Annotated in this window: 21 protein-coding genes; 10 read left to right on the top strand and 11 right to left on the bottom strand. The window is 58.3% G+C overall.

Annotated features, from left to right (window positions below):
• Positions 1–155: 155 nt before the first annotated feature.
• The 3 genes from BM225_RS16225 to BM225_RS16215 all read right to left on the bottom strand — a co-directional run bounded on the left by BM225_RS16225 (position 156) and on the right by BM225_RS16215 (position 3180).
• The gene (locus BM225_RS16225; RefSeq protein WP_092464984.1) at positions 156–1586 is read right to left on the bottom strand and encodes an alkaline phosphatase D family protein; all 1431 of its coding nucleotides are present in this window, start codon (positions 1584–1586) and stop codon (positions 156–158) included.
• 84 nt (positions 1587–1670) lie between these two features.
• The gene (locus tag BM225_RS16220; RefSeq protein ID WP_092464983.1) at positions 1671–2243 is read right to left on the bottom strand and encodes a sugar O-acetyltransferase; all 573 of its coding nucleotides are present in this window, start codon (positions 2241–2243) and stop codon (positions 1671–1673) included.
• A 109-nt stretch (positions 2244–2352) separates the two neighbouring features.
• Complete coding sequence (locus BM225_RS16215; protein WP_092464982.1) at positions 2353–3180, bottom strand: phosphogluconate dehydrogenase C-terminal domain-containing protein; 828 nt, start codon at positions 3178–3180, stop codon at positions 2353–2355.
• 118 nt (positions 3181–3298) lie between these two features.
• Between BM225_RS16215 and BM225_RS16210 the strand changes: the two genes are divergently transcribed.
• Positions 3299–4648: a four-carbon acid sugar kinase family protein gene (locus BM225_RS16210; RefSeq protein ID WP_092464981.1), complete on the top strand. Its 1350-nt coding sequence runs from the start codon at positions 3299–3301 to the stop codon at positions 4646–4648.
• Here the strand turns inward: BM225_RS16210 and nanR are convergent.
• Genes nanR through BM225_RS16195 form a run of 3 tightly spaced genes read right to left on the bottom strand, consistent with a single transcriptional unit; the run spans position 4645 to position 8187 of the window.
• A complete protein-coding gene (gene nanR, locus BM225_RS16205; RefSeq protein WP_092464980.1) occupies positions 4645–5373 on the bottom strand; it encodes a transcriptional regulator NanR in 729 nt (242 codons plus the stop codon). The two genes, BM225_RS16210 and nanR, sit on opposite strands and share 4 nt — an antisense overlap.
• Positions 5374–5425: 52 nt before the next feature.
• Positions 5426–7171 (bottom strand): D-apionate lactonase family protein, encoded by a 1746-nt coding sequence (locus BM225_RS16200; RefSeq protein WP_092464979.1) that lies wholly within the window; start codon positions 7169–7171, stop codon positions 5426–5428.
• Positions 7168–8187, bottom strand: coding sequence for a Gfo/Idh/MocA family protein (locus tag BM225_RS16195; RefSeq protein WP_092464978.1), 1020 nt, complete (start codon positions 8185–8187; stop codon positions 7168–7170). The genes BM225_RS16200 and BM225_RS16195 overlap by 4 nt, the downstream gene beginning before the upstream one ends.
• 103 nt (positions 8188–8290) lie before the next feature.
• Here BM225_RS16195 and oiaX point away from each other — a divergent pair, with 103 nt between their 5' ends.
• The gene (oiaX, locus tag BM225_RS16190; protein WP_218157065.1) at positions 8291–9538 is read left to right on the top strand and encodes a 3-oxo-isoapionate-4-phosphate decarboxylase OiaX; all 1248 of its coding nucleotides are present in this window, start codon (positions 8291–8293) and stop codon (positions 9536–9538) included.
• Positions 9539–9545: 7 nt separating this feature from the next.
• Here oiaX and BM225_RS16185 read toward each other — a convergent pair whose 3' ends face one another.
• Positions 9546–10007 carry a response regulator gene (locus BM225_RS16185; RefSeq protein WP_143095403.1) on the bottom strand — a complete coding sequence of 154 codons (462 nt, stop codon included), beginning with the start codon at positions 10005–10007 and terminating at the stop codon, positions 9546–9548.
• 187 nt (positions 10008–10194) lie between these two features.
• Positions 10195–11058 carry a LysR family transcriptional regulator gene (locus BM225_RS16180; protein ID WP_245780521.1) on the bottom strand — a complete coding sequence of 288 codons (864 nt, stop codon included), beginning with the start codon at positions 11056–11058 and terminating at the stop codon, positions 10195–10197.
• Between the two features lie 105 nt (positions 11059–11163).
• Here BM225_RS16180 and BM225_RS16175 point away from each other — a divergent pair, with 105 nt between their 5' ends.
• The 6 genes from BM225_RS16175 (at position 11164) to BM225_RS16150 (ending at position 16366) form a co-directional block, all read left to right on the top strand.
• Positions 11164–11763: an amino acid synthesis family protein gene (locus BM225_RS16175; protein ID WP_092464976.1), complete on the top strand. Its 600-nt coding sequence runs from the start codon at positions 11164–11166 to the stop codon at positions 11761–11763.
• The gene (locus BM225_RS16170) at positions 11735–12514 is read left to right on the top strand and encodes an alpha/beta fold hydrolase (RefSeq protein WP_092464975.1); all 780 of its coding nucleotides are present in this window, start codon (positions 11735–11737) and stop codon (positions 12512–12514) included. The genes BM225_RS16175 and BM225_RS16170 overlap by 29 nt, the downstream gene beginning before the upstream one ends.
• A complete protein-coding gene (locus tag BM225_RS16165) occupies positions 12511–13434 on the top strand; it encodes a flavin reductase family protein (protein ID WP_092464974.1) in 924 nt (307 codons plus the stop codon). Before BM225_RS16170 ends, BM225_RS16165 begins: the two co-directional genes overlap by 4 nt.
• A gap of 2 nt (positions 13435–13436) precedes the next feature.
• Positions 13437–14471, top strand: a complete 1035-nt coding sequence (locus BM225_RS16160) for an LLM class flavin-dependent oxidoreductase (RefSeq protein WP_092464973.1) — start codon at positions 13437–13439, stop codon at positions 14469–14471.
• Positions 14472–14496: 25 nt separating this feature from the next.
• Positions 14497–15966, top strand: coding sequence for an aldehyde dehydrogenase (locus BM225_RS16155; RefSeq protein ID WP_245780520.1), 1470 nt, complete (start codon positions 14497–14499; stop codon positions 15964–15966).
• Between the two features lie 79 nt (positions 15967–16045).
• Positions 16046–16366, top strand: a complete 321-nt coding sequence (locus BM225_RS16150; protein ID WP_092464971.1) for a hypothetical protein — start codon at positions 16046–16048, stop codon at positions 16364–16366.
• Positions 16367–16626: 260 nt separating this feature from the next.
• Here BM225_RS16150 and BM225_RS16140 read toward each other — a convergent pair whose 3' ends face one another.
• Positions 16627–17052 (bottom strand): YqaA family protein, encoded by a 426-nt coding sequence (locus BM225_RS16140; protein WP_092464969.1) that lies wholly within the window; start codon positions 17050–17052, stop codon positions 16627–16629.
• 60 nt (positions 17053–17112) lie between these two features.
• Positions 17113–17994 carry a LysR family transcriptional regulator gene (locus tag BM225_RS16135; protein WP_092464968.1) on the bottom strand — a complete coding sequence of 294 codons (882 nt, stop codon included), beginning with the start codon at positions 17992–17994 and terminating at the stop codon, positions 17113–17115.
• A 134-nt stretch (positions 17995–18128) separates the two neighbouring features.
• Here BM225_RS16135 and BM225_RS16130 point away from each other — a divergent pair, with 134 nt between their 5' ends.
• Positions 18129–19058, top strand: a complete 930-nt coding sequence (locus BM225_RS16130; RefSeq protein ID WP_092464967.1) for an AEC family transporter — start codon at positions 18129–18131, stop codon at positions 19056–19058.
• Here the strand turns inward: BM225_RS16130 and BM225_RS16125 are convergent.
• The gene (locus BM225_RS16125; RefSeq protein ID WP_092464966.1) at positions 19055–19681 is read right to left on the bottom strand and encodes a TetR/AcrR family transcriptional regulator; all 627 of its coding nucleotides are present in this window, start codon (positions 19679–19681) and stop codon (positions 19055–19057) included. The genes BM225_RS16130 and BM225_RS16125 overlap by 4 nt on opposite strands.
• Before the next feature lie 306 nt (positions 19682–19987).
• Between BM225_RS16125 and hpbA the strand changes: the two genes are divergently transcribed.
• A complete protein-coding gene (hpbA, locus tag BM225_RS16120) occupies positions 19988–22024 on the top strand; it encodes an N-methyl-L-proline N-demethylase HpbA (protein WP_092464965.1) in 2037 nt (678 codons plus the stop codon).
• Positions 22025–22028 lie beyond the last annotated feature (4 nt).

Below are 22028 nucleotides of genomic sequence, written 5' to 3'. Positions count from 1 at the left end.
TTTATGCAATAAAAGATGTGCGGTATAAGTGCTTTATTAGAAGTTGTGAGGCATTTCAAATCGCACTGCGCTCACCGCGACGCGATATTCTAAACGAAAGTATTGCGCGATGCCCCGCGCTTGAGAGGCCTGATGAAAAGAAAAATGCGGTGAATTCAGAGCTGTAGTCGGGGTGTTAATCCGCTGCTCTCTAGGTCCCATCGGGCCTGCCATTGCCCGCTTTCGCGCTCGATCAAAAGGTAGTTCCGCTCTGCGGTGTAGCGGCTCGATTGCCCGGGCAGCGGGGCAATCCGGATGGGATGCTCTGGTAGCGGGTTTTCCCCCAGCCATGACAGCGCCCCGAGCGTGCGAGCCCATGCCTCGGGCGGCGCGCGGTGGGCGACGCCGGACGCGACCAATTGATTCAATTCCAGCCCCTGACCCAAGTCCATTGTCGCCCGAGTCGCCAAATGGATCTCGCCGGACAGAGCTGTGATGTCGTGTCCTTCGCGCAGAGCCATGTCGCGGACCAATCGTAGCATCCGGCGCCACTCATCGCGGTGGGCGCGACTTTGCCATTGATCCCGCAAGTCGTCTTCGTATTTCTGCATGCTGGGGATCGCGACCATAATCGCCTCGAGGATCGATAGACGCGGGCCAAGAAGTGGAACGCTGGACATCAGAAAAGTGTGCCCTTCGGCATCGCGATTGGCTTCGGCGTCCATCATGGTCCAACCGCCCTCGCCCATAACTTGGCGACGCGTGCGTTCGCCGCGCAAATCGGGCGCGATTATTCGAAGGCTTGGGGTGTTTATGGTCCAGCCCAAGTGTTGGCCCTTTGGATCAGCAAATCGCGAGGGCAAATCGCCTTCGGACGTCGCATGCTGGAAAACTAAAAATGCCTCTCTGGCGGCGGCGAACAGCGTTTGACCCACTGGTGAGTACGTACGTGAGCGTTTGAGCGAGCCCCAACCGTCGCAAATATCGTGATCGTCCCACTGCATCAAAGAGGGTACCCGCGCCGCCAGCCAGGCGAACTCCGGAGCTGCATAGAGCGCGGCATATCGGGCCATGAACCGCTCGCGCAGATGGTGCGATAGGTCAGCCAAATCGGCGCGTGATGGGTCTATGGGGATGTCGTCTGGCCAGCCTTCGCTCAGCGGGTGGCCGCTGGTTACTTCGTCGGCATACACTTGGTCCCCACCATGCAGAAGCAAGGACAATGGCCGTGTGCGGTGCTGTTCGCGTAGACGCGCCCACATGGCGTTCCGCTCGGACCCTTCGCGCTCCATGTCGCCGATCTCTTCGCCGTTGCAGGACACGTAGCCCATACGCAGATCGCCGCCCAAATCCCCCGCGACAGGATAGGTTTCGCCGTTCCATACATAGCTTGATGCCGCGTCCGCTGGCAGCGAGAACCGCACGCGCCAGACGGTGGCCGTGTCATATGTCGCAATGCTTTGGGGCTGCTCCTCGCGCCCGTCTACCACAACTGGTGCAGGTATTTCGCCGCTGGTGATGAAAAGCGCAGCAAGGTGCACCCGCGCCTCTGACACGCTGTCCAGAAACAACACGGGGCCGACGGTTTGGGATATCTGATAAGCCATGCTTAGCAAGTAGGAAGCCTGCCGCGCCCGCACAATAAGACAGCTTGGACCTCTAGGCGGAAATTATACCGACTGTGGATGAATTTATGGACGGTCGCCAGTCGGTACAGTCGTTTTGACCCGCGCCGGATTGCCCATCGCCGTCGCGCGTGCAGGGACATCGCGCGTCACCACACTTCCAGCGCCAATGATCGCGTCGTTCCCGATTGTCACGCCGGGCAAAATAATTGCCCCTGCTCCGATCCAGACATTCCTGCCAATGTGAACGGGTCGACCATACTCTAGCATCTGTCGCCGCTGCTCTGGGTCCCGCGGGTGATCGGCGGTGAGGATCTGAACGCCCGGCCCAATGAGGGTCTGATCACCGATCGTGACCGGCGCTACGTCTAAAATGCAGCAATTGAAATTGATGAAAACAGCGGTGCCAAGCGCGATGTTGTAGCCGTAGTCGCAGTAGAAAGGAGGCCGAACTATGCAGTCTTGGCCCACCTGTCCAAGCCCCTCTCGCAACAAGGTATCCGTCTGTTTGGGTGTCCGTGACTGCGACGCGTTAAAGCGGTCCATCCACTGCGCAGCCCGCTGAACGTCGGCCTGAAGTTCGGGGTCAGAGGCGATGTAATACTCGCCAGCCAACATCTTTTGTTTTTCGGTGATCATGGCCGCCTCCTCGTCAAAGACAAAACCATGCTACGCCACCGTTTCCAAGTTTCAGGTCGAGGGGTGCGCAGCAGAGTCCCGCTGCGCAAAGCTTACCATTCAAACGATATCAGGTGATCCGCTTGATCGAGTCCATGATCTCTTGCGGCTCGAAGACCTTTTTCCAGTCATCTCGCATCAAGGCGGGGATACCGAACTCGATAGCCTTGTTGCAGGCATCCGAGAACTGCCCCTCTTGGACGCCGAAAATTACAGCGCCAAGGATGTTCATGTGCCCCAGTAGGAAGTCTTTGGCACATTCTTCGGACACGCCGGTTTTCACGACCTCGTCCATGGCTTGCTTCATCACGACCAGCAAAGAGGCGCAGACAGTTTCTGACAGGCCCGGTTCCAGATAAGCCATTTGTTCCACGGTCACGCGATAGGTTTGGCGGACAGGCGCATAGATCGCTTTGGCGATGGAGTCGCCTAGGGCGTAGTGCCCTTCGGGGCCTTGCATGAGGGCATTCACGACGCCCTGCGGGTGTGCCACGCCGCCAAACCGGTCGAGACGCGCAGCTTCTGTTTCTTCGTTGTGGTAGATCGCCGGGTGGCAGGGGTGCGTAACGAAATAGGTGATGTCCTCGCGCGGAGGCAGGTGACCCGCGTGGGGTGCGGCGGCATCAAGGATCACGACCATCGTGCCGGGATTCAGCTTGTCGACAATGCCCCCTGCGACTGCGCCGATTGCGGTGTCCGGAACGGCCAGAATGACGACCTCTGCGCTGGCCAGCGCGTCGTCTACTTCGACACAATCGGCCCCAACAGCCTCTTTCAGGCGGGCGCGGCCCGGTTCGCTGACTTCGACATGGGCGACCTCGAAATCGGTTTCCGCCAGATTTAGGGCGGTCCGAACGCCCATTTTCCCACCAGCGCCGAACAGAGCCACTTTGGTCATTTTGAATTCTCCTCCAGATCCCGTCTTCGGGATGACTTGCCTAACTGGTATGATCAGATAATATCCACTCCAGATTGTCAACGCGGCTTGTGCGGCGGAAAATGGAGGGGGATGCGCTTTGGCACCTTTGATCAGTTGGTTCGGGGACGACTTCACCGGCGCGGCCGCAGTGATGGAGGTGCTGGCCTTTGCCGGAATAGACGCCGTGTTGTTCGCAGACACGCCTTCGGATCAGGTGTGCGCGCGTTTTGCCGATTGCAGCGCGATCGGTGTTGCCAGTACCGCTAGAGCCGAGGGACCCGATTGGATGGCCAGCCATCTGCCTGATGCATTCCGGTTCCTGTTGGGCACAGGCGCGCCGCTTTTGCACTACAAGGTCTGTTCGACGTTCGACTCGGCCCCCCATGTGGGAAGCATTGGCAAGGCGGCAGAGATCGGTCTCAGTGTCACCGGCGCGCGTGCAATTCCAATGCTGACGGCTGCGCCCCAGATGCGCAGATACCAAGCCTTTGGTCATCTCTTTGCTGGCACCTTTGACGGGGTGTTCCGGCTTGATCGCCATCCCGTTATGTCACGCCATCCAGTCACACCGATGCAAGAGGCGGATTTGCTGCAGCACATCGCAGCGCAGACCAGTCTTCCGAGCGGTTTGATTGATCTAGAGGCACTCTGGAGCGATGGGGAGGCGCGTTTGCAAACGCTTCTTTCTGAGGGCGCGCAACTATTGTCGGTCGACAGTATGGAAGAGCGCAGCGAATTGGCCGCTGGTCGGTTGCTGTGGGAGAACAGGCAGGATCTGAGCTTTGTTATTGGGTCTCAAGGGGTTGAATATGCGCTTGTTCGCCATTGGCAGGACCAAGGACTTATTACACCTGCCCCCAGCCCGCGTTCTGCTGGCATGGTCGATCAGATCGCTGTAGTCTCCGGCTCTGTCTCTCCCAGCACCGCACAGCAGATCGCGTGGGCCAAAGCGAACGGTTTCGAGGTCATTCGGTTTGATGCCGCGGCGATCATTCGAGACTCCCATAGCGCCGATCAAGTGATTTCAGCGGCAATATCTGCGGGCGTGAAAGCAGCAGCCGAAGGCCATAGCCCGCTGATCTGCTCGGCCACAGGTCCGGATGACCCCGCCGTTTCTGCTGCCAGAGAAGCTGCAAGTACAGCGGGCATTCCAATGGAAGAGGCGAACAAAGCGATCGGCATGGGTCTAGGCCGCGTGCTGGATGGCATTTTGCAAGGCTGTGACATCCGCCGCGCCGTAATCTCCGGCGGGGATACGTCGGGACATGGGATGCGCGCCTTGGGCCTAGAAGCTTTGCAGGCCCTTGCGCCCACCATTCCAGGGGCGTCCTTGTGCGTCGGCTATGGGGGAGATCGCCATGACGGTCTGCAAATCGCACTCAAGGGCGGCCAAATGGGTAGCATGGATTTCTTTGGTTGGATCAGAGAGGGCGGCGGCCCTCGTTAACCCTTGGGTTCGAATACTGCAGCCGCACGGTCAAGGTGTTTGGCCATCTCGCTGACAGCTCCGTCAGCATCCCCAGCTTCGACCAGATCGATGATCTTGGCGTGCTCGGCCAGCGTTACGTCCTCTTTGCCGGACCAGTGCAACAAGCTGACGTGGTACTCGAACAGCCATCCAAGCATGGCCCGCGAGACAGACACGATGATCGGATTTCCCGAAATTTCTGCAATGCGTGTGTGAAAGCGCATGTCTGCTTCGATAAAGGCGGTGGCGTCCTGATCCTGCATGCTCTGCGTCGCGTGGATGCTGCGCAGATCGGCGATATCTTGGGGCGTCGCTTGCTGTGCGGCCAGTCGGACCATTCCTAATTCAAACATTTGCCGTGCTTGTTTCAGGTGCTCCAGATTGTCCGGCGCGGCGCTCAGGACCATGCGGGCCACTTGGTCGGACTGACTGAGCACAGTGTTGGCGTCTATCGCGTTCACGCGGGACCGTTCGCCGTGGTTGATGCTGATGAGGCCGCTGTTGTGTAAGTTTTGCAACGCTTCGCGCACTGCAGGTCGTCCGACGCCAAACCGTTCCATCAAGGCGCGTTCCGAAGGCATGTGATCCCCAGGCTTCAACTCATGCGACAGGATCATCTCTCGCAACTTGTCCAGAACCTGATCGGACAATTTACGACGGACAATCTTGTCTTGGCTTGCCTTGGGCGCGGCGGGCGGGATCATGGCGGGCTCCTGCTAGGGCAGCAATATCAACGGTGTATAAGATGTTATACCACTACTCGGCAAGCGGGCTGCGCGACCACCCGTAGGGCGTCAGGCCTCCGCGCTCATGAGGGGTCAGGTTTGCCATGAATTTGGTCGATCCAACGTGCAGCTCTGCGATGCCCTCGTCGATGACGGCGCGATGAACGGGGGCCCCTGCGTGTTCCGACAGTGCGGCGATTACCTGCACGATCGGTCCAGTCAATCCTCGGGGACCATATAGCGCTGCAGGCGTCCAGATTGCGATGCCAGCCTCTGCGATCGCTGTGGCAACCCCCAGCGTGTATGCGGCCCCGAAGTGCGCGCGGTGGCGGGGATCGTCATCCGTCATACAGACCCTCTGCCGGTTTGGGTTCGGGATCGTGCGTGAGCCATAAGGGTTCTGCCGCATTCCGATGGTTGAAGGCCCAAGCCGATACTCGCAATCGCCCATCAGGGCTCTGGCCGAGCGCGTGATATGCGGAAGAGTCTGGAGGGTTTCCATCACCGACAAATCGTCGGCGGCGTGCACAATCGGGCATAGGCTGTGGCTGACGAAATGCAGGTGTTCTAACGGCGGGCGCTTGCGGTTCAGTTCGGGAAAGAAGCTGACCATGCCGCCACCGCGCACCGTATCGCTGAAGACGCGGGCTGAAGCTTCGTGGATTTCGTCCAGAGGCGGACAGTCCGGCCATTCCGAGCCCGGAGGCGTGGACTGCCGATCAACCGATGGGCAAACCAAAACGCTGTCAGGGACAAAGCCTGCTGCATCCATCTGGGTGCGCAGCGAAATAAGTTCTGCCTCAACCGGACCATCAAACTTGCAGATCAACTCCAAGTCATAGGCGATATCAGGAATGGCTTTCTGTAGCCCCGCAAAGGCCCGCATTTGTGCCTCTGTCCCGCCAAGGGCGGCATCCAAGTGACAAAGCAGGCGCTGGGCGCTGACGGTCAGGTCACTCGGCGCTTTTGTCAGGGCGTCAGCATCTGCTGCGGTGATCACAATCGCGGTTTCGGGGAAGTGTGGGTTTGGGACGCTCTGCTGCACTGTTGGTTCGGGGTGAACGGAAATTTCTGTCCACTTCAAACGCACGCTTTGCTCAAGCGGGATGCCAGCTGCGATCTCGTAGGGCCAAGGTAAGGCCAGAGGACGGTTGTAGGTTTTAAAGCTCGCGTCGCCCCATTGCCGTTGGTCTTCCATTTCAAAGGTATCGCCAGACAGATCGCAACTCACCCGCAGGCCGGCACGGTCATGGGTCAGTGCGGTGATGTCCATAAACGGTTGCCAAGGCTCGATCATCAGCGGGAACGGGGCCATATCCGTGCTGCCGTCAGAGTGGCTGATTTGGGCCGAACATCCCGCGACGGCGGCTGGATGAAGGATGGTAAAGCCCGCGCGGTTCGTTTCGAAAGCGCCATCGCTTTGGCCTGATGCGCGGACGGTCAAGCCATCGCTTTGGCCTGATGCGCGGACGGTCAAGCCATCGGTGTCGGCCTCGATCACGATGCGGACGGTCAGCGTGGCGGTCCCGACATATATCGCCTCCGTCTCTAGTCGGAAGCACCCAGCAGTGTCGCGCGAGATTTCTGTCAGAGAGGGCATCATCGTGCCCCAGTCGCGATCTCGGACCAAAAACGCGATGCCCCGCAGCATCTCGACGCCTTTATAGGTGATATGCCGCAGCGCTCCGGCTTCTAGGGTGAAAGAGAGATCGCCGAGTGTGACCAGCTCTGACGGTGTGCTCAGGGCATCCGTGCCGTACAATTCGAACGGTGTCATAACCCTGTCAGGTCCACGGTGCGATTTTCATTGGCTGACAGATAGGCCGCTTCTACCAACGCAAAGGTCTTGAGATTGTCCTGCCCATCGGTTTCCGGTGCAATGCCTTGGTTCAGGCAGTCGACAAAATGCTGTTGGATGATCTGCACGCTCTCTTGGATGTTGTGCCACGGACGGTCCGCCCAAGACAGAAGCGTTGGCGAGACATCGCGGGTTTCTACTTGATCGCCGATTTGAACTGACAGCGTGTACCCCGCATCCAGCCGCAACGTGCCAAGTGTGCCGTCGATCTCGATCAAACTCTCGGGGAAGGTTTCAGGGCTGCGGCGGGTGGCATAAGAGCAGTCCACCACACTTGTTACGCCGCTTGCATGGTCCAGCAGCATTGTGGCAACGTCCTCGCCCTTGATCGCAGGGTTGACGCGTCGCGTAGTGGCTGTGATCCGCGTGGCATCGCCGAACAGCGCGCGCGCGATGTCGAGGATGTGGATGCCGAGGTCCTCGATGATGAAACGTTCGCCTTCCGCCAGATAGGGTTGGCCCGCATAGACGTCGTAGCCCGAGCGAAAACTGATCCGCCCGAAAAACGGCTCGCCGATTGTGCCACTGCGTAGCGCATCGATCACCGCACGGACAGCCGATTGCCAGCGAAAATTCTCGTGGATCATCAGTGTTTTGCCCGTAGCGTCGACCGCATTGACCATCGCGCGGGCATCGGCAAGTGTAGGTGCGATCGGCTTTTGGCAGATGACATGCACTTGATGCGCAGCTGCCATCTCGACCAATGCGCGATGAGAGCCAACCGTCGTCGCAATATCCACCACGTCAAATCCGCCAGCGGCGAACATTTCTGCGGCGTCGGTGTAGGCCGCGGCTTTGGGGGCCAAGGCGGCGGCGAGTGACAGCCGCTCCGGGTCGCGATCGCACAGAGCGACAACCTCTGCTCCCGCGATCCCGTTCCAAGCGTGCAGCTGGTTCATGGCAAAGAACCCGCAACCGATTAGGGCAATTTTCATCTTTGGCTCTCCTCCATGCTCTGCCCGAGCCTTTCGAAGATCCCTTGCCTTGTCAACTGGTATGATCACTATTACTGTCGGCCGAGTCACGCGGGGGAGCAAGATGTCGCAGAACATGATTAAGGTCACTTACCGACTTGAAACTGCTGGGGAAATAGAGCCCCTCGCCGCCAAAATTGCGTCGGATCAGTCCACAGGAACCTTCACCGAGTTACCCAACGAAACGGCGGAAGTGCAGGCGCGATGTGCAGCGCGCGTAGTGGAGATTTCGCACTTGGACGCGGTTGATACTTCTTCTTTCCCCGACCCAGAAGGTGTCGGGCGCTACCGACGGGCGGATGTTACCATCGCCTACCCGATGGATGCTGTGGGCACTGATGTTGCGGCGCTGATGACTATTACCGTTGGCGGTGTGTTTGCCGTGCGAGGACTGACCGGCGTTCGTGTTCGAGATATTGATCTGCCGCCAGAGTGGGCCTGCCACCCCGGCCCGCAATTCGGCATCACTGGGTCGCGACATTTGATGGGGGTTGATCAAGGGCCGATGATCGCCTCGATCATCAAGCCGTCTTTGGGGCTGCTGCCAGAAGAAACCGCAGCGGTTGTCAAAACTTTGTGCGAGGCAGGCGTCGATTTCATCAAGGACGACGAAAAGCTGATGAGCCCCGCCTATTCGCCACTAGAAGAGCGCGTTAAAGCGATCATGCCAGTGATCGACTCACACCAGCAAAAGACGGGCAAGAAGGTCATGTATGCCTTTGGCATCAGCTCCGCCGATCCCGACACTATGATGCGCAATCATGATATTGTTGCGTCCTACGGAGGGAATGCTGCTGTGGTGAACATCAACTCGGTCGGCTACGGCGGCATGGCGTTCTTACGCAAACGCTCGCAATTGTGCCTGCACGCGCACCGGAACGGCTGGGATATCCTGACGCGGCACCCCGGCCTCGGACTGGACTTCGCGGCCTATCAGAAGATTTGGCGCTTGTTGGGGGTCGACCAGTTCCAGATCAACGGCATCGCCGCAAAATACTGGGAGCCGGACGAAAGCTTTGTGCAGTCCTTCGAGGACGTGATGACGCCAATCTTTTCCGAGGATGATCGCCCCCTGCCCGTGGTTTGCTCTGGCCAATGGGGAGGTCAAGCGGTCGAGACCTATCGCCGGACCGGCCAAACACTGGACCTCATGTATCTGGGCGGAGGCGGCATCCACGGTCACCCGATGGGAATTGCGGCCGGCGTGCGGGCGGTCCGGCAAGCATGGGACTGCGCTGCAGCGGGGTCCGAACTCGAGGATTACGCCATAGATCATCCAGAGCTGGCCGCGTCTCTGGCCAAGTGGGGATAGCCTGCTCTTATTCGGCGGCCTCTGGGAACGTGATCGTGCTGCCACAGCGTAAGTTTGGCATGCCGTGCACAGCGCACTTGTGGTTCAGGCGCCAGCGTGCGCTGCGTAGGGCCGCAGTGACTGCCAAATACATCTGAGCGGGCGATACCCAATCCTTGGAAACAAAGCTGTCGAAGTCATGCTCTTCGAAGGCACGAACGAGCTCTTGCTCGTCTTTGGCAGAGCATAGGGCGATCCCGGCAATCATACCATTCTGCGTGGCGCGTAGTTTCGCCAGAAAATCCGTTTCGGCGCTGCCCAAATCATCAAGACCCAGAACGTAGACATCGACGTGTTCATCATCCTGCAGCAGAGCTGCGGGGGTGTCATAGCAGCGCACGGTTAGCGCTGGGAATTGCGCGAGCATTGCACGCAAGGTAGACGCATGGTCGGAATTTTGCTCGAAAAGGGCGATAGTCGTACTGCTCAAAAGACACCTGTCGGTCAACGCTAAGAAGTTACGCTATCTTTCAGAAAAGCTCCTCTCCTCTCAATACGGCCACTCGGCTCTGAAATACCGCCTTCGGATACATGTTTTATATCAACGGAGTTTTGGGCCGCCTTTCGGGGATAGGATAGGTGGTTTTTGCAGTAGTTTATCGTGTGAAATCGCAAAACTACACTGCAGAGGGGACAGCCTCTGTTAGCGATATCATCCATTCCGCGAATTCACGCGCTGCGGTAGAATCAGAAAGCACGCTTAAATAGTAGCCCTCCTTGGCTGAGAGACTGCGCGTATCCGCTTGTACCAACGCGCCGCTGGCCAGTGCGGGTGCGGCCAAGACAGCGCTGACCAACGCCACGCCATTCCCTTCGGTCGCCATGCCTAAAGCCGCGCCGTACGTGTCGACGAACAGCGTTGGCTTCGCTGTCGGCGCGCCAAATGTGTTCGTCCACCCCGTCCATCCGTCTGATGTGCCCACGGACTCAATCAGAGGCAGAGTACTCAAATCACCCGTAAGACTTGGGGATTTGACGGGGATCAGTACACTGGGTCGTAGGGGTTGGGCTGCTCGTCCGGCCTGCTTCTGCGTGCCGAAAAAGATTTGGACATCTGCCCGGGCGGCGGTGAAATCGTCCGGCCAGATGGTGCTGACAAGCCGTAACGAGAGCTCGGGCCGCTCTGCCAGATAAGTTGGCAACGCTGGGGCGATCACCCAGTCGATGATGCTCACTGACGAGGCAATAGTGAGATGGGCGCCCTCTGTCTCTACCCCGAACTGCGCGGTGGCTGCGGCCAGTGTTTCTAGCGCACTCTCAACTTTGGGTAGCAGTTTGCGGCCATCGTCCGTCAGAGCCAGACCCCGCGCTTGCCGGATGAACAGCGTGGTCGCCAATCGGGTCTCTAGCGCGCGGATTTGCTGACTGACCGCCGACTGAGTCATGTTCAGTTCTTCGGCCGCGGCGGTAAAGCTCAACCGTCTGGCAGAGGCTTCGAATGCGCGAAACCAGTTCAGCGGTGGAAGCGATTTTTGCATCATGGAAGTCACCCATTAGTCTGGCTTATGGCTAAGGGTGATTTTCCTTCGTTTGTCCGGAATGTCCATGCGGATCATATCTTTTCCCGACAGAGACGAGGGAAATCTATGGAACCGGAAATCCGTAAAATTGTGACGTTTGAAGAGGAAGTCCTGATCGAAGGGTTCCGCAAGGCTGAAACACCCTGGCGCATGTTTGCTGTGGCTGCAGTGGTCAAGAACCCATGGGCCGGACGCTATGTCGAAGACTTGAAGCCAGAGATATACGCATATGGCCCTGAACTTGGGGTCTTGCTGACCGACCGGATGATCGCGCTCGCCGGGGGAGGAGATCAGATCGAGGCTTACGGCAAAGCTGCCGTTGTTGGTCTGGATGGCGAGGTCGAGCATGCGTCAGGGCTGATCCACACACTGCGCTTTGGGAACCACTACCGCTCGGCTGTGGATGCCAAATCCTACTTGTCTTTCACCAATACACGGGGGCCGGCCAATGCGCCGATTATGGTGCCGCTGATGGATAAAAACGACGCGGGTCGACGCTCCCACTATCTGACCATCCAATTCGCGATCTCTGACGCCCCCCGCGCAGACGAGATCGTGGTCGTTTTGGGCGCGGCGACCACAGGCCGTCCGCACCACCGGATTGGGGACCGCTATCAGGACCTCAAGGAGTTGGGCCATGACTTGGAAAACCCGGCAGCGGTCTGATTTCGGGCGCCTGAAAGCCGTCATTTCGGGCGCTGGCCCGCAAGTTCTACTTCTGCACGGCGTCGGCCTGCGGGCCGAGGCGTGGGGCGCGCAGATCGAAGAATTGTCCAAGGAATTTCGCGTGCTCGCGCCAGATATGGCAGGGCACGGAGACAGCCCGATGCTGACGGGTGCGCCAACATTGTCGGATTTTGTCACGGCGGTGGCAGACGCAATGAGCACGCCAGCGGTTGTGGTCGGTCATTCGATGGGCGCGATGATGGCGTTGGATTTGGCCAGCCGCTACCCAAAGCTTGTGCGCGGCATTGGCGCGTTTAATGCGATCTACCGTCGGTCCGACGACGCCAAAGCCGCAGTGCAGGCGCGTGCGGCCTCTTTGGATGGCGCGAGCTTGGCAGACCCAGAGCCGACTTTGCGACGTTGGTTCGGGCGGGCGCTCTCTGCTGAACGTTCGGCCTGCGCAGAATGGCTGTCGAACGCCGATCCCGCTGGATACCGCGCGGCCTATCGAGTGTTCGCGGCCGAGGATGGGCCGAGCGATGTAGCGCTGAGAGCTTTAAATTGCCCTGCCCTTTTTATGACCGGATCAGACGAGCCCAATTCAACGCCAGAGATGTCCGCCGCAATGGCGAAACGTGCGTCAAATGGTTGGTCCGTTGTTTTGGATGGCGCTGCCCACATGATGCCGATGACGCACCCCGCAGCTGTGAGTGCAGCTCTGCGGGGCTTGATACAAAGGTGCGAGCTATGACTGACTTTGATCCCCGCACTCTGCGCAGTGCCTTTGGCCGGTTTATGACGGGTGTGACGGTGGTCACCACGCGAAACGCTGATGGAATGCCCGTAGGCTTCACCGCGAACTCCTTTGCCTCTGTCTCCATGGGCCCGCCCCTGCTGCTGGTGTGTCCCGGCAAATTCCTGTCGAGCTACACGGCGTTTGAGGGCTGCACCGATTTCGCGGTAAGTGTCTTGGCCGAGGGGCAAGAAAATGTTGCGACTACCTTTGCCAGCTACAAAGGCGACCGGTTCGCTAAGGTGCCCCACCACGTGGGGGCGCAGAACTTGCCCCTAATCGACGGGGCTATCGCGCAGTTCACGTGCCGAACCTACAGCGCCCAAGAGGCCGGAGATCACTGTGTCTTGATTGGCGAAGTGACCTCCTACAAGACAGACGACGCGCGCGGATTGGGCTACGCGGACGGTCAGTTCTTTAGCCTAGGGCTTGAACGGTCCGCCCGTGACCCCGCAGCCAAGCGAAATATGTGCGGCGCAATTCTGCGGTATCTGGATCAGGTCCTGCTCGAACCTTCGGACCAAGGGTACCGTTTGCCTGCAATGACCGTTTCGGATCGGATCGGCCTGCGGGATGGTTTGGCCGCCGCCATGGCCGCGCGGCACATCACGGTCAATCTAGGGCCAGTCTATTCCGTCTACGAAGATGACCGCTCTGGCGCGCACCATTCATGGCTTCTGGGCAAGGTAACTGCGGTAGAGCCTGCGTCGGGACTGGTTCCGGTGCCCATCGCGGACTTGCCAGAGACACGCTGCGCCAGTCCGGCAGAAGCCTGCATGCTCGCGCGCTTCGCTCGCGAAACCCGCACACGCGACTTCACTCTCTACATCGGGAACGCCGATCGCGGAGAGATTCACTCTTATTCGGAAAGGCTTTGACGATGGAATTTTCTCTGTTCGCGCACATGGAACGGCTCAATCCCCAGCAGCCTCACGCGGTCCTTTACGAAGAATTTCTGGACCTTTGCAAACTGGCTGATGACGGGGGGATGCGTGCAATCTGGACCGGAGAGCATCATGGGATGGAATTTACGATCGCGCCGAACCCGCTCATGTCGCTGGTCGATCTGGCGCACCATACCAAGAATGTGCGCCTTGGGACTGGAACCGTGATCGCACCGTTTTGGCACCCGATCAAGCTGGCAGGAGAGGCTGCCGCTGCTGATCTGATGACGGGCGGGAGGCTGGAGTTGGGGATCGCGCGTGGTGCCTATGTCTATGAGTATGAGCGCGTAATGCCAGGCATGGACGCGTGGGAAGCGGGCCTGCGGATGCGCGAGACCGCCCCGACCTTGCGCAAACTGTGGCAAGGCGATTACGCGCACGAGGGGCAGTTCTATTCTTTTCCGTGCAGTACCTCTTCGCCAAAGCCGGTGCAGCAGGATGGCCCACCGATCTGGATCGCGGCGCGTGACCCGAACAGTCATCAGTTCGGCGTGCACAACGGGTTCAACATTCAGGTTACGCCACTTTGGCAAGGGATAGAGGAAATTACCACGCTCATGGAGCGCTTTGATGCGGCGTGCGAGACCCATGATGGCACCCGCCCCAAGATCATGCTGCTGCACCACACCTATGTGGGGCGCGACGAAGAAGACGTTGGTCACGCAGCGCAGGATTTGGCGCGTTACTATGCCTATTTTGGCGCGTGGTTCCAGAACAAGCGTCCGATCTCTCAGGGGCTGATGCCCGAGTTGACCGATGAAGAGGTTGCGGCAAACCCGATAACGAACGCCAAAAGTTTGCTCAATGATCTGACCATCGGCACCTCGCAGCAGGTGATCGATAAGATCAAAATTTACGAGGACATGGGGTACGACGAATTCGCGTTCTGGGTCGATAGCGGCATGAGCGCCGAAAAGAAGCATGCGTCTTTGTCGCGGTTTATCGACGAAGTCATGCCCGCCTTTCACTGACCCCCACCCCAAGAAGGAGACCGCCGTGCAACATTTTCAATTGTTTATCGATGGCGCCTTTAGCGAGGGCGCGATGGGTCAGACCATGTGCACTGAAAATCCGGCGACTGGGACGCCTTGGGCGACGTTCGCGTGCGCTGCGCCTACTGATGTCGAGCGTGCTGTTGCCGCGGCCAAGCGTGCCTTGGAAGATCCCATATGGCGAGACATGACCCAGACTGCGCGCGGCAAACTTCTCTACCGGTTGGCCGACTTGATCGAAGAGAATGCAGAAGCGCTTGGCCGTATCGAAACGACGGATAGTGGCAAACTGCTGGCAGAAACCGCGAGTCAGACCAAGTATGTCGGTGACTACTACCGCTATTACGCCGGTCTTGCGGACAAGATTGAGGGCGCGGTCCTGCCCATCGACAAACCCGATATGCACGTTTTTACACGGCGCGAGCCGATTGGTGTCGTGGCAGCCGTGGTGCCTTGGAACGCGCAGATGTTCCTGACGGCCACCAAGTTGGGGCCTGCGCTGGCGGCAGGGTGCACGGTGGTGCTCAAAGCCTCTGAAGTCGCGCCGGCGCCGTTGCTGGAATTCGCAAGATTGATACAAGAAGCGGGTTTCCCGAAGGGCGTGGTGTCGGTTGTTACTGGGGATGCCGAGAGTTGCGCCATTCCCCTGACCCGTCATCCTGACGTTGATCGGATCGCCTTTACAGGTGGGCCAGAGACGGCGCGTCACGTGATCCGCAATTCGGCTCAGAATTTTGCAGTGACCTCATTAGAGTTAGGGGGAAAATCTCCAATTATCGTGTTCGAGGATGCTGACCTGAACGGTGCGGCGAATGGCTTGATTGCGGGGAATTTCGGGGCCTCTGGTCAGAGCTGTGTGGCTGGGTCGCGCGGTCTGGTGCATCGCCCTATTCTGGAGCGTTTGATCGCGAAAATCACTGAAAAGGCCAAAGGCATTGTGGTTGGTGACCCCCTGGCTGCCGATACCCACTTGGGTCCGCTGTGCACCGAGGCGCAAATCAACACGATCAAAGCGACACTCGGCAAAGCGCAATCCCAAGGGGCGATCATCCACTTCGGTGGCACACCGCTCGACCGCGCTGGGAATTTTATGGCACCGACACTCGTTGAGTGCGCGAGCGCCGAGACAGAAACGCTCAAGGTCGAAATGTTCGGCCCTGTCATGTCGCTTTTGCCCTTTGACACCGAAGAAGAGGCAGTGGCTCTGGCCAACGACTCCGATTTCGGGCTGGGTTCTGGGATATTTACTCAGAACTTGGCCAGAGCCCACCGGGTCAGCGCGCGCATTAGGTCCGGCATCTGCTGGGTAAACACCTATCGCGCGATCTCTCCGATTGCGCCGTTCGGTGGCTTCAATCAGTCGGGATATGGTCGCGAAGCTGGGATCGAAGCGATCCATGACTATACACGCACCAAAACGGTGTGGATCAACACTTCGGCAGAACCGATGGCCAACCCTTTCGTGATGCGCTGACGATAAAGCCGTTGCGCAGGGCCCCTCTGCCGCGCATCTTAGCGCGGCACATTAGCTTATCTGCACGACCGGAGACCAAATGCCTCACGCCGATCTTTACTATTCCGCCGACCAAACCCTGCCCGCCAAAGAGGTGCTGCAGAAGATCGAGGACGTGATCCACGCTCATGATCCGTCATCCGGCGCGTGCAAAGGCCGAGCGCATCCGATCGCAGAGTTCAACCACAGTCACATTTATCTGCGCCTCGCAATGCTCCCCAAGGAGCACCGAGATGCCGCGTTCGCCCAAGAGCTTGCCAAAAAGCTGAGCGATGCTTTGACGAGCTATGCCCAATCCCCTTGTGGCATCAATGTGAATATTCGCTTCGAACTAGAGCACTACACCTCTGTAAAGGTTTGAGAAAAGTAGCCAGAGTGCGTAAATTACCCGCGTATTTTACGTGTTTTGGTGATTTTTTATGTTTTTGTTCAAGTCGCGACCCGACCGCGTCTGGCGGGTCTATCACTGCCCTCGGTGCAACCATCATTTGCGCTTTGGCGCAACGTCCTGCGGCCATTGCTACCGGATGACGCCACCAAAAAATTGGATCCTGACTTGGGTGGTTTTGATCGTGGTCGCAGTGGCTGGTCTGGTGTCGCTCGTTTGATTCTGGTGTGAGCTCACAGCCAAGCCAAGGCAAGGCCCGCAACCAGAAGATACCGCGCGGCCTTGGCGATTGTCACGATCAGTAGAAAACTCGGCAAAGGCTCGCGCAGAATACCCGCGATCACTGTTAGCGGATCACCAATGAACGGGGCCCAACTCATTAACAGGCTCCAGCGGCCGTACTTGTGGTAAACGCGTTCTGCGCGGCCCAGTTGCTCTGGTTTTACTGGAAACCATTTGCGATCTTGGAAGTGGCGCAAGAAACGTCCGCAATACCAGTTGACCGTGGACCCCAGAACATTGCCGACCGTCGCCGCGATCAGGAGTCCTGCAATCGAAAGCGCCGGGTCGCGTAGGTAATAGGCCAATAGGACCTCTGACTGCATTGGCAGGACAGTCGCTGCAATGAATGCCGCGAAAAAGAGACTGACGTAGGGCATCAAGGGTCCTCGGTTTTTCTGTCCATGCCCAATGTTTGGAGTAGATGCAACGGGCGGACCCTAACAGCTGCGCGAGCCGGCTAAATCAATCATCACCTCTGCCATTGCGGCGGCGAGTTGCCCGCCGGAATGGCCTTGGCGTTCCAGCATGACGATGCGTCGTGTCATATGCGGCGTTCCAAATGGCAGGCATGTCAGCGTGATCTCCTGCGCGAGCTGCGGTGACATGGGGACAATCGCGGTGCCAAGGCCGCGCTCGACCATGCTTAGGATGACGCGCTGATTGTCGAGGATCATCTCCTCTTGTGGGCGGATCTGCATCTGTCGTAGGGCACGATCGATCATGCGTCCGGCCCATGACGCACGGTCAAACCTGATAAACGGATAGGCTTGCAAAAGCTCTGATGGCGATAGGTGCTCTTGGCCCTTAGGGGCGACCACCCAGAACTGATCTTCATAAAGCGGAGTGCTGATGAGGTCCGGAGGATGGGGCCGCACAAGTTCGGTCGTGATGGCCGCATCCAACTCGTGCGCGGCGACTTGCGCGGCCAGCTCTACCGACATTCCCGCAACCACGTGAAAACGGGCATCAGGGTGTGCCGCATTTAACTGTACGAGCGCGTCGGGCAGATACGTTGCAAGAGCCGTCTGGATCACACCTAGCTTCACCTTGCCAGCTAGTACACCCTCTTCGCTCAATGCTGGTCCCAGTTGATCGTAAAGCGCGAGCACTTCGCCGGACTTTTCGACCAGAACTTTGCCCGCATCGGTCAGCACCGGAAGTCTGCGAGAGCGGTCAAAAAGCTTGGCTCCGAAGTCTTCTTCGAGCGATTTGACCTGAAGGCTGACTGCCGATTGCGTCAGGCCCACGGCCGCGCCTGCACTTGCGAACGAACCGTGCCGTGCGATGGCCTGCAATGTGCGCAATGCCCTTATAGACATAACCGTCCTCCAATCCATGAGATTATATCATGGATTGAGGGAGTATTAAAAATTTTTCCGCGCCGATTTGGCGTGATACGTCCATGCATGATTTGAGGTCCGCCATTGGCGGCCAGAACCAGAAGGAGAAATTGATGGGCGGAGCAGTATTATTGGCTTTGATGCCGGTTGTTCTGATCATCGGCGCGGGCGCGGTTCTGCGAAAAACGGACTTCATCCAAGCGGCCTTCTGGCCGCAGGCGGAGCGGATGAGCTATTACGTGCTGCTTCCTTGCCTCTTTTTTCACAGTCTTGCGACCGCAGATTTGGGCGGGGTGCCAGTGGCGGAGCTGGCGCTGACCTTGGTGCTTGCCACAGTGACGGTCGGAGCGCTTGTGGTATTGCTGAGGCCGCTGATCCACGTGGATGGGCCCGCTTTCACTTCGGTTTTTCAGGGCAGTGTTCGCTTTAATAACTATGTTGGTGTCACGCTGGCTGCGGGGATATTTGGGGCCCAAGGCGTGGCGTTGGCAGCGATCTGCAATGCCTCTATCGTGCCGACGGTGAATATTTTGTGCGTCCTCGTGTTCGCGCGCCATGGGCGGGCGCGCCTGAACGCTTTGGGGGTGGGCAAGCAGCTGGTCAGCAATCCGCTGATCATGTCTTCACTCGCGGGGATCCTGTTTCAGATGCTGGGTTTGGGCGTGCCTTCTGGAATTGCCGGTGCGCTCAAGGCTTTGGGTGGCGCGTCCCTCCCGCTGGGGCTTTTGTGTGTGGGCGCTGCGCTAGAGCTTGGCACGGCGCGTCAGTGGGTGGCCCCTGTTGCCGTCTCTTCGGGCATTAAGTTTCTGCTGATGCCTTTTGCGACGGCGGCCTTCGCACTGGTCTTTGGACTGCATGGCCCTGCGCTAACCACCGCACTATTGTTCCAAGTCCTGCCAACTGCGTCATCGGCCTATATCCTTGCACGGCAACTTGGCGGTGACGCGCCTTTAATGGCGGGGATCACGGCAACGCAAACGGTAATGGCGATTGCGGCTATTCCTAGCGTGATCTGGGTGCTCGGACTTTGGATGCCGATTTAGAGCAGGCCTAGACGCGCTTTGAAGCGGTCCATTTCGTGCTCCGGTGGGCGCTTGCCTGTATAAATCTCGACGTAGGATGGAAAGCGTTCCAAGCGCACTTCGATAGGTTCCTGCACCTGCATCGAGATGTAGCCGACCTGCACCAAATAAATCGTGCGGGCGCGAACATCCGCGTCCGCCGGATCATGTCCCCATTTTTCCAGCATTTCCCGCAATGCGTCGATGCGGCGGGTGTCTGCCTGTTGCAAGCGTGTGACGACATTTGGGTCTTGTTGCGCCCAAGAACGGATTGCGAGTTCCATACGCGAGTCAAACGCCTGACCTTCGAGAAAGGTGAAAATCACGTTCAGCATCGCCTCTGTTTCCGAGTATGCGTATTCGGTCGTTGCGGCGATCAAAGGCTTGGTCGTGCGGACGTCCCATCTGTCCAACAGTCCGTCGAGCAGTTGTTTTCTGTCCTTGAAGAACCAGTAGAAGCTGGTGCGCGAGAGCTTCAGTTTATTGGCGAGGGGCATGACTTTGACAGAGTCGATCCCGCCCTGAAGGAGCGCGTCGTAGGCAGCGTCCAGCCAGACATCAGGTGATCCGCGCCAACCGCGCTCTGGAAGGGGCTCTGTACTCATTCCTCATTTCCTAGGGATTGCGGCCAGTGTTGGCAAGCATTCATGGACCGCATGTGGAAGAATGTGCATTAATGTTTATTTGGTTCTAGTGAATTGAAAATGCTGCGTTGCAGAAAGATGGAGATTTCCGAGAGAACCTAGTCAATAAAAATCATCGTTATAAGTTATGAATGAAAAATGCTGCGCAGCATTTAGGTGCGCACGCATTCTTATTCTTAACGCAAAGACGTCTCTTGACAGGTATGAACATTTTAATTCAGCATCACTCAACATTCAACGCAAGTCCCGGTCCACAGAGAGCCTGAAATGTCTAATGATCCTTTGCTCCAGCCCTTTCAGCTGAAACACCTGACGCTGAAAAACCGTATTATGATCACCAGTCACGAGCCGGCCTATCCCGAGGATGGGATGCCCAAGGAACGCTATCGCGCCTACCATCTGGAGCGTGCCAAGGCAGGTGTTGGCCTGACCATGACAGCGGGCTCGGCGAGCGTGGCGCGAGACAGTCCGCCGGTCTTTAACAACATTCTGGCATGGAAAGACGAGGTCGTTGGCCACATGAAGGAAATGGTCGATGCTTGTCACGACCATGGCTGCGCGGTGATGATCCAGTTGACTCATTTGGGCCGTCGGACCCGGTGGGACAAAGCGGACTGGCTGCCAGTTGTGTCAGCAAGCCATCTGCGCGAACCGTCGCACCGCGCCTTCCCCAAGGTGGCAGAGGATTGGGATATCGCACGCATCATTGAGGACTACGCCGACGCGGCAGAGCGGATGCAGGCTGCCGGTGTGGATGGGATCGAGCTGGAGTCCTACGGCCACTTGATGGAACAGTTCTATTCGCCACTGACGAATTCGTTGGAGGGACCCTACGGCGGATCTTTGGACAATCGCCTTCGTTTTGTCTGGGACGTACTCGGTGCGATCCGCGAGCGCTGCGGCAAAGAATTCATCGTGGGCATTCGATATTCGGGCGATGAGGACCTGCCAGGCGGCCTGACCAAAGAGGACGGTCTGACGATTTCTCAGCGTTTCAAAGATAGCGGGATGGTCGATTTCCTGAACGTGGTCAAAGGCCATATCGACACTGATCCGGGTTTGACCGATTTGATCCCGATCCAAGGCATGCGCAACGCACCCCATCTGGACTTTGCAGGCGAAATCCGGGCGGCCACAGACTTCCCGACCTTCCACGCGGCCAAGATCCCGGACGTCGCGACAGCGCGCCATGCGATCGCCTCGGGCAAGGTCGACATGGTCGGTATGACGCGCGCGCACATGGCCGACCCCCATCTAGTGCGCAAAATTGTCGAAGGGCGCGAGGATGATATCCGCCCCTGCGTCGGCGCAAACTATTGTTTGGACAGGATCTATCAGGGCGGAATGGCGCTTTGTACGCACAACCCCTCGACGGGGCGCGAGGTTGAGCAGCCTCACACCATCGAAAAAGCCGAGACGCCCAAACGTGTCACGATCATCGGTGCGGGCCCTGCAGGTATGGAAGCAGCGCGGGTTAGCGCAGAGCGAGGCCACCACGTCACAGTTTTTGAGGCAGCCGATCAACCGGGCGGCCAGTTGCGCCTGACAGCGCAGCAGGAGCGCCGCCGCGAGATGATCTCGATCATCGCATGGCGGTTCGAGCAGTGCACAAAACTAGGTGTAGATTTCCGGTTCAACACCTATGCCGAGATCGAGGATGTTCTGGCGACCAATCCGGACGAGGTTTTTGTCGCGACAGGTGGTTTGCCTCATACGGATGTTCTGACCGATGGAAATGACAAGGTGGTGTCGAGCTGGGATATCATCTCTGGCGATGTCAAAGCGGGTCACGATGTTCTGGTTTTTGACGACGCGGGCGACCACTCGGGGCTGCAGGCGGCGGATATGATCAGCGCGACCGGCGCAAAGGTTGAAATCGTGACGCCCGACCGTTCGTTTGCGCCCGAGGTGATGGCCATGAACCTCGTGCCTTACATGCGCGCGATGCAAGAGCGGGATGTGACCTTTACGGTGACATGGCGGCTGAAATCCGTCGTGAAAGAGGGAAATCAGCTAAAGGCGATTCTTGGGTCCGACTACGGCAATTTCCAGAAAGAGCGGATCGTAGATCAGGTGGTGGTCAACCACGGCACCCGTCCGCTGGACGAGCTTTATTTTGACCTCAAGCCGCTATCACGCAATGGGGGCGAAGTGGATTACGACGCGTTGGCAACAGGCGGGATCCAAGAGGTCGAGACGAACCCCGAGGGTGCCTTCCGTCTTTTCCGGATCGGGGATGCTGTCGCGGCGCGGAATACGCACGCCGCGATTTATGACGCCTTGCGTCTCGCACGGGGTCTCTAAACCA

This window comes from Donghicola eburneus (genome assembly GCF_900115865.1).
In the GTDB taxonomy this organism is placed as follows: domain Bacteria; phylum Pseudomonadota; class Alphaproteobacteria; order Rhodobacterales; family Rhodobacteraceae; genus Donghicola; species Donghicola eburneus.
This window is presented reverse-complemented; position numbering and strand designations above follow the sequence as displayed.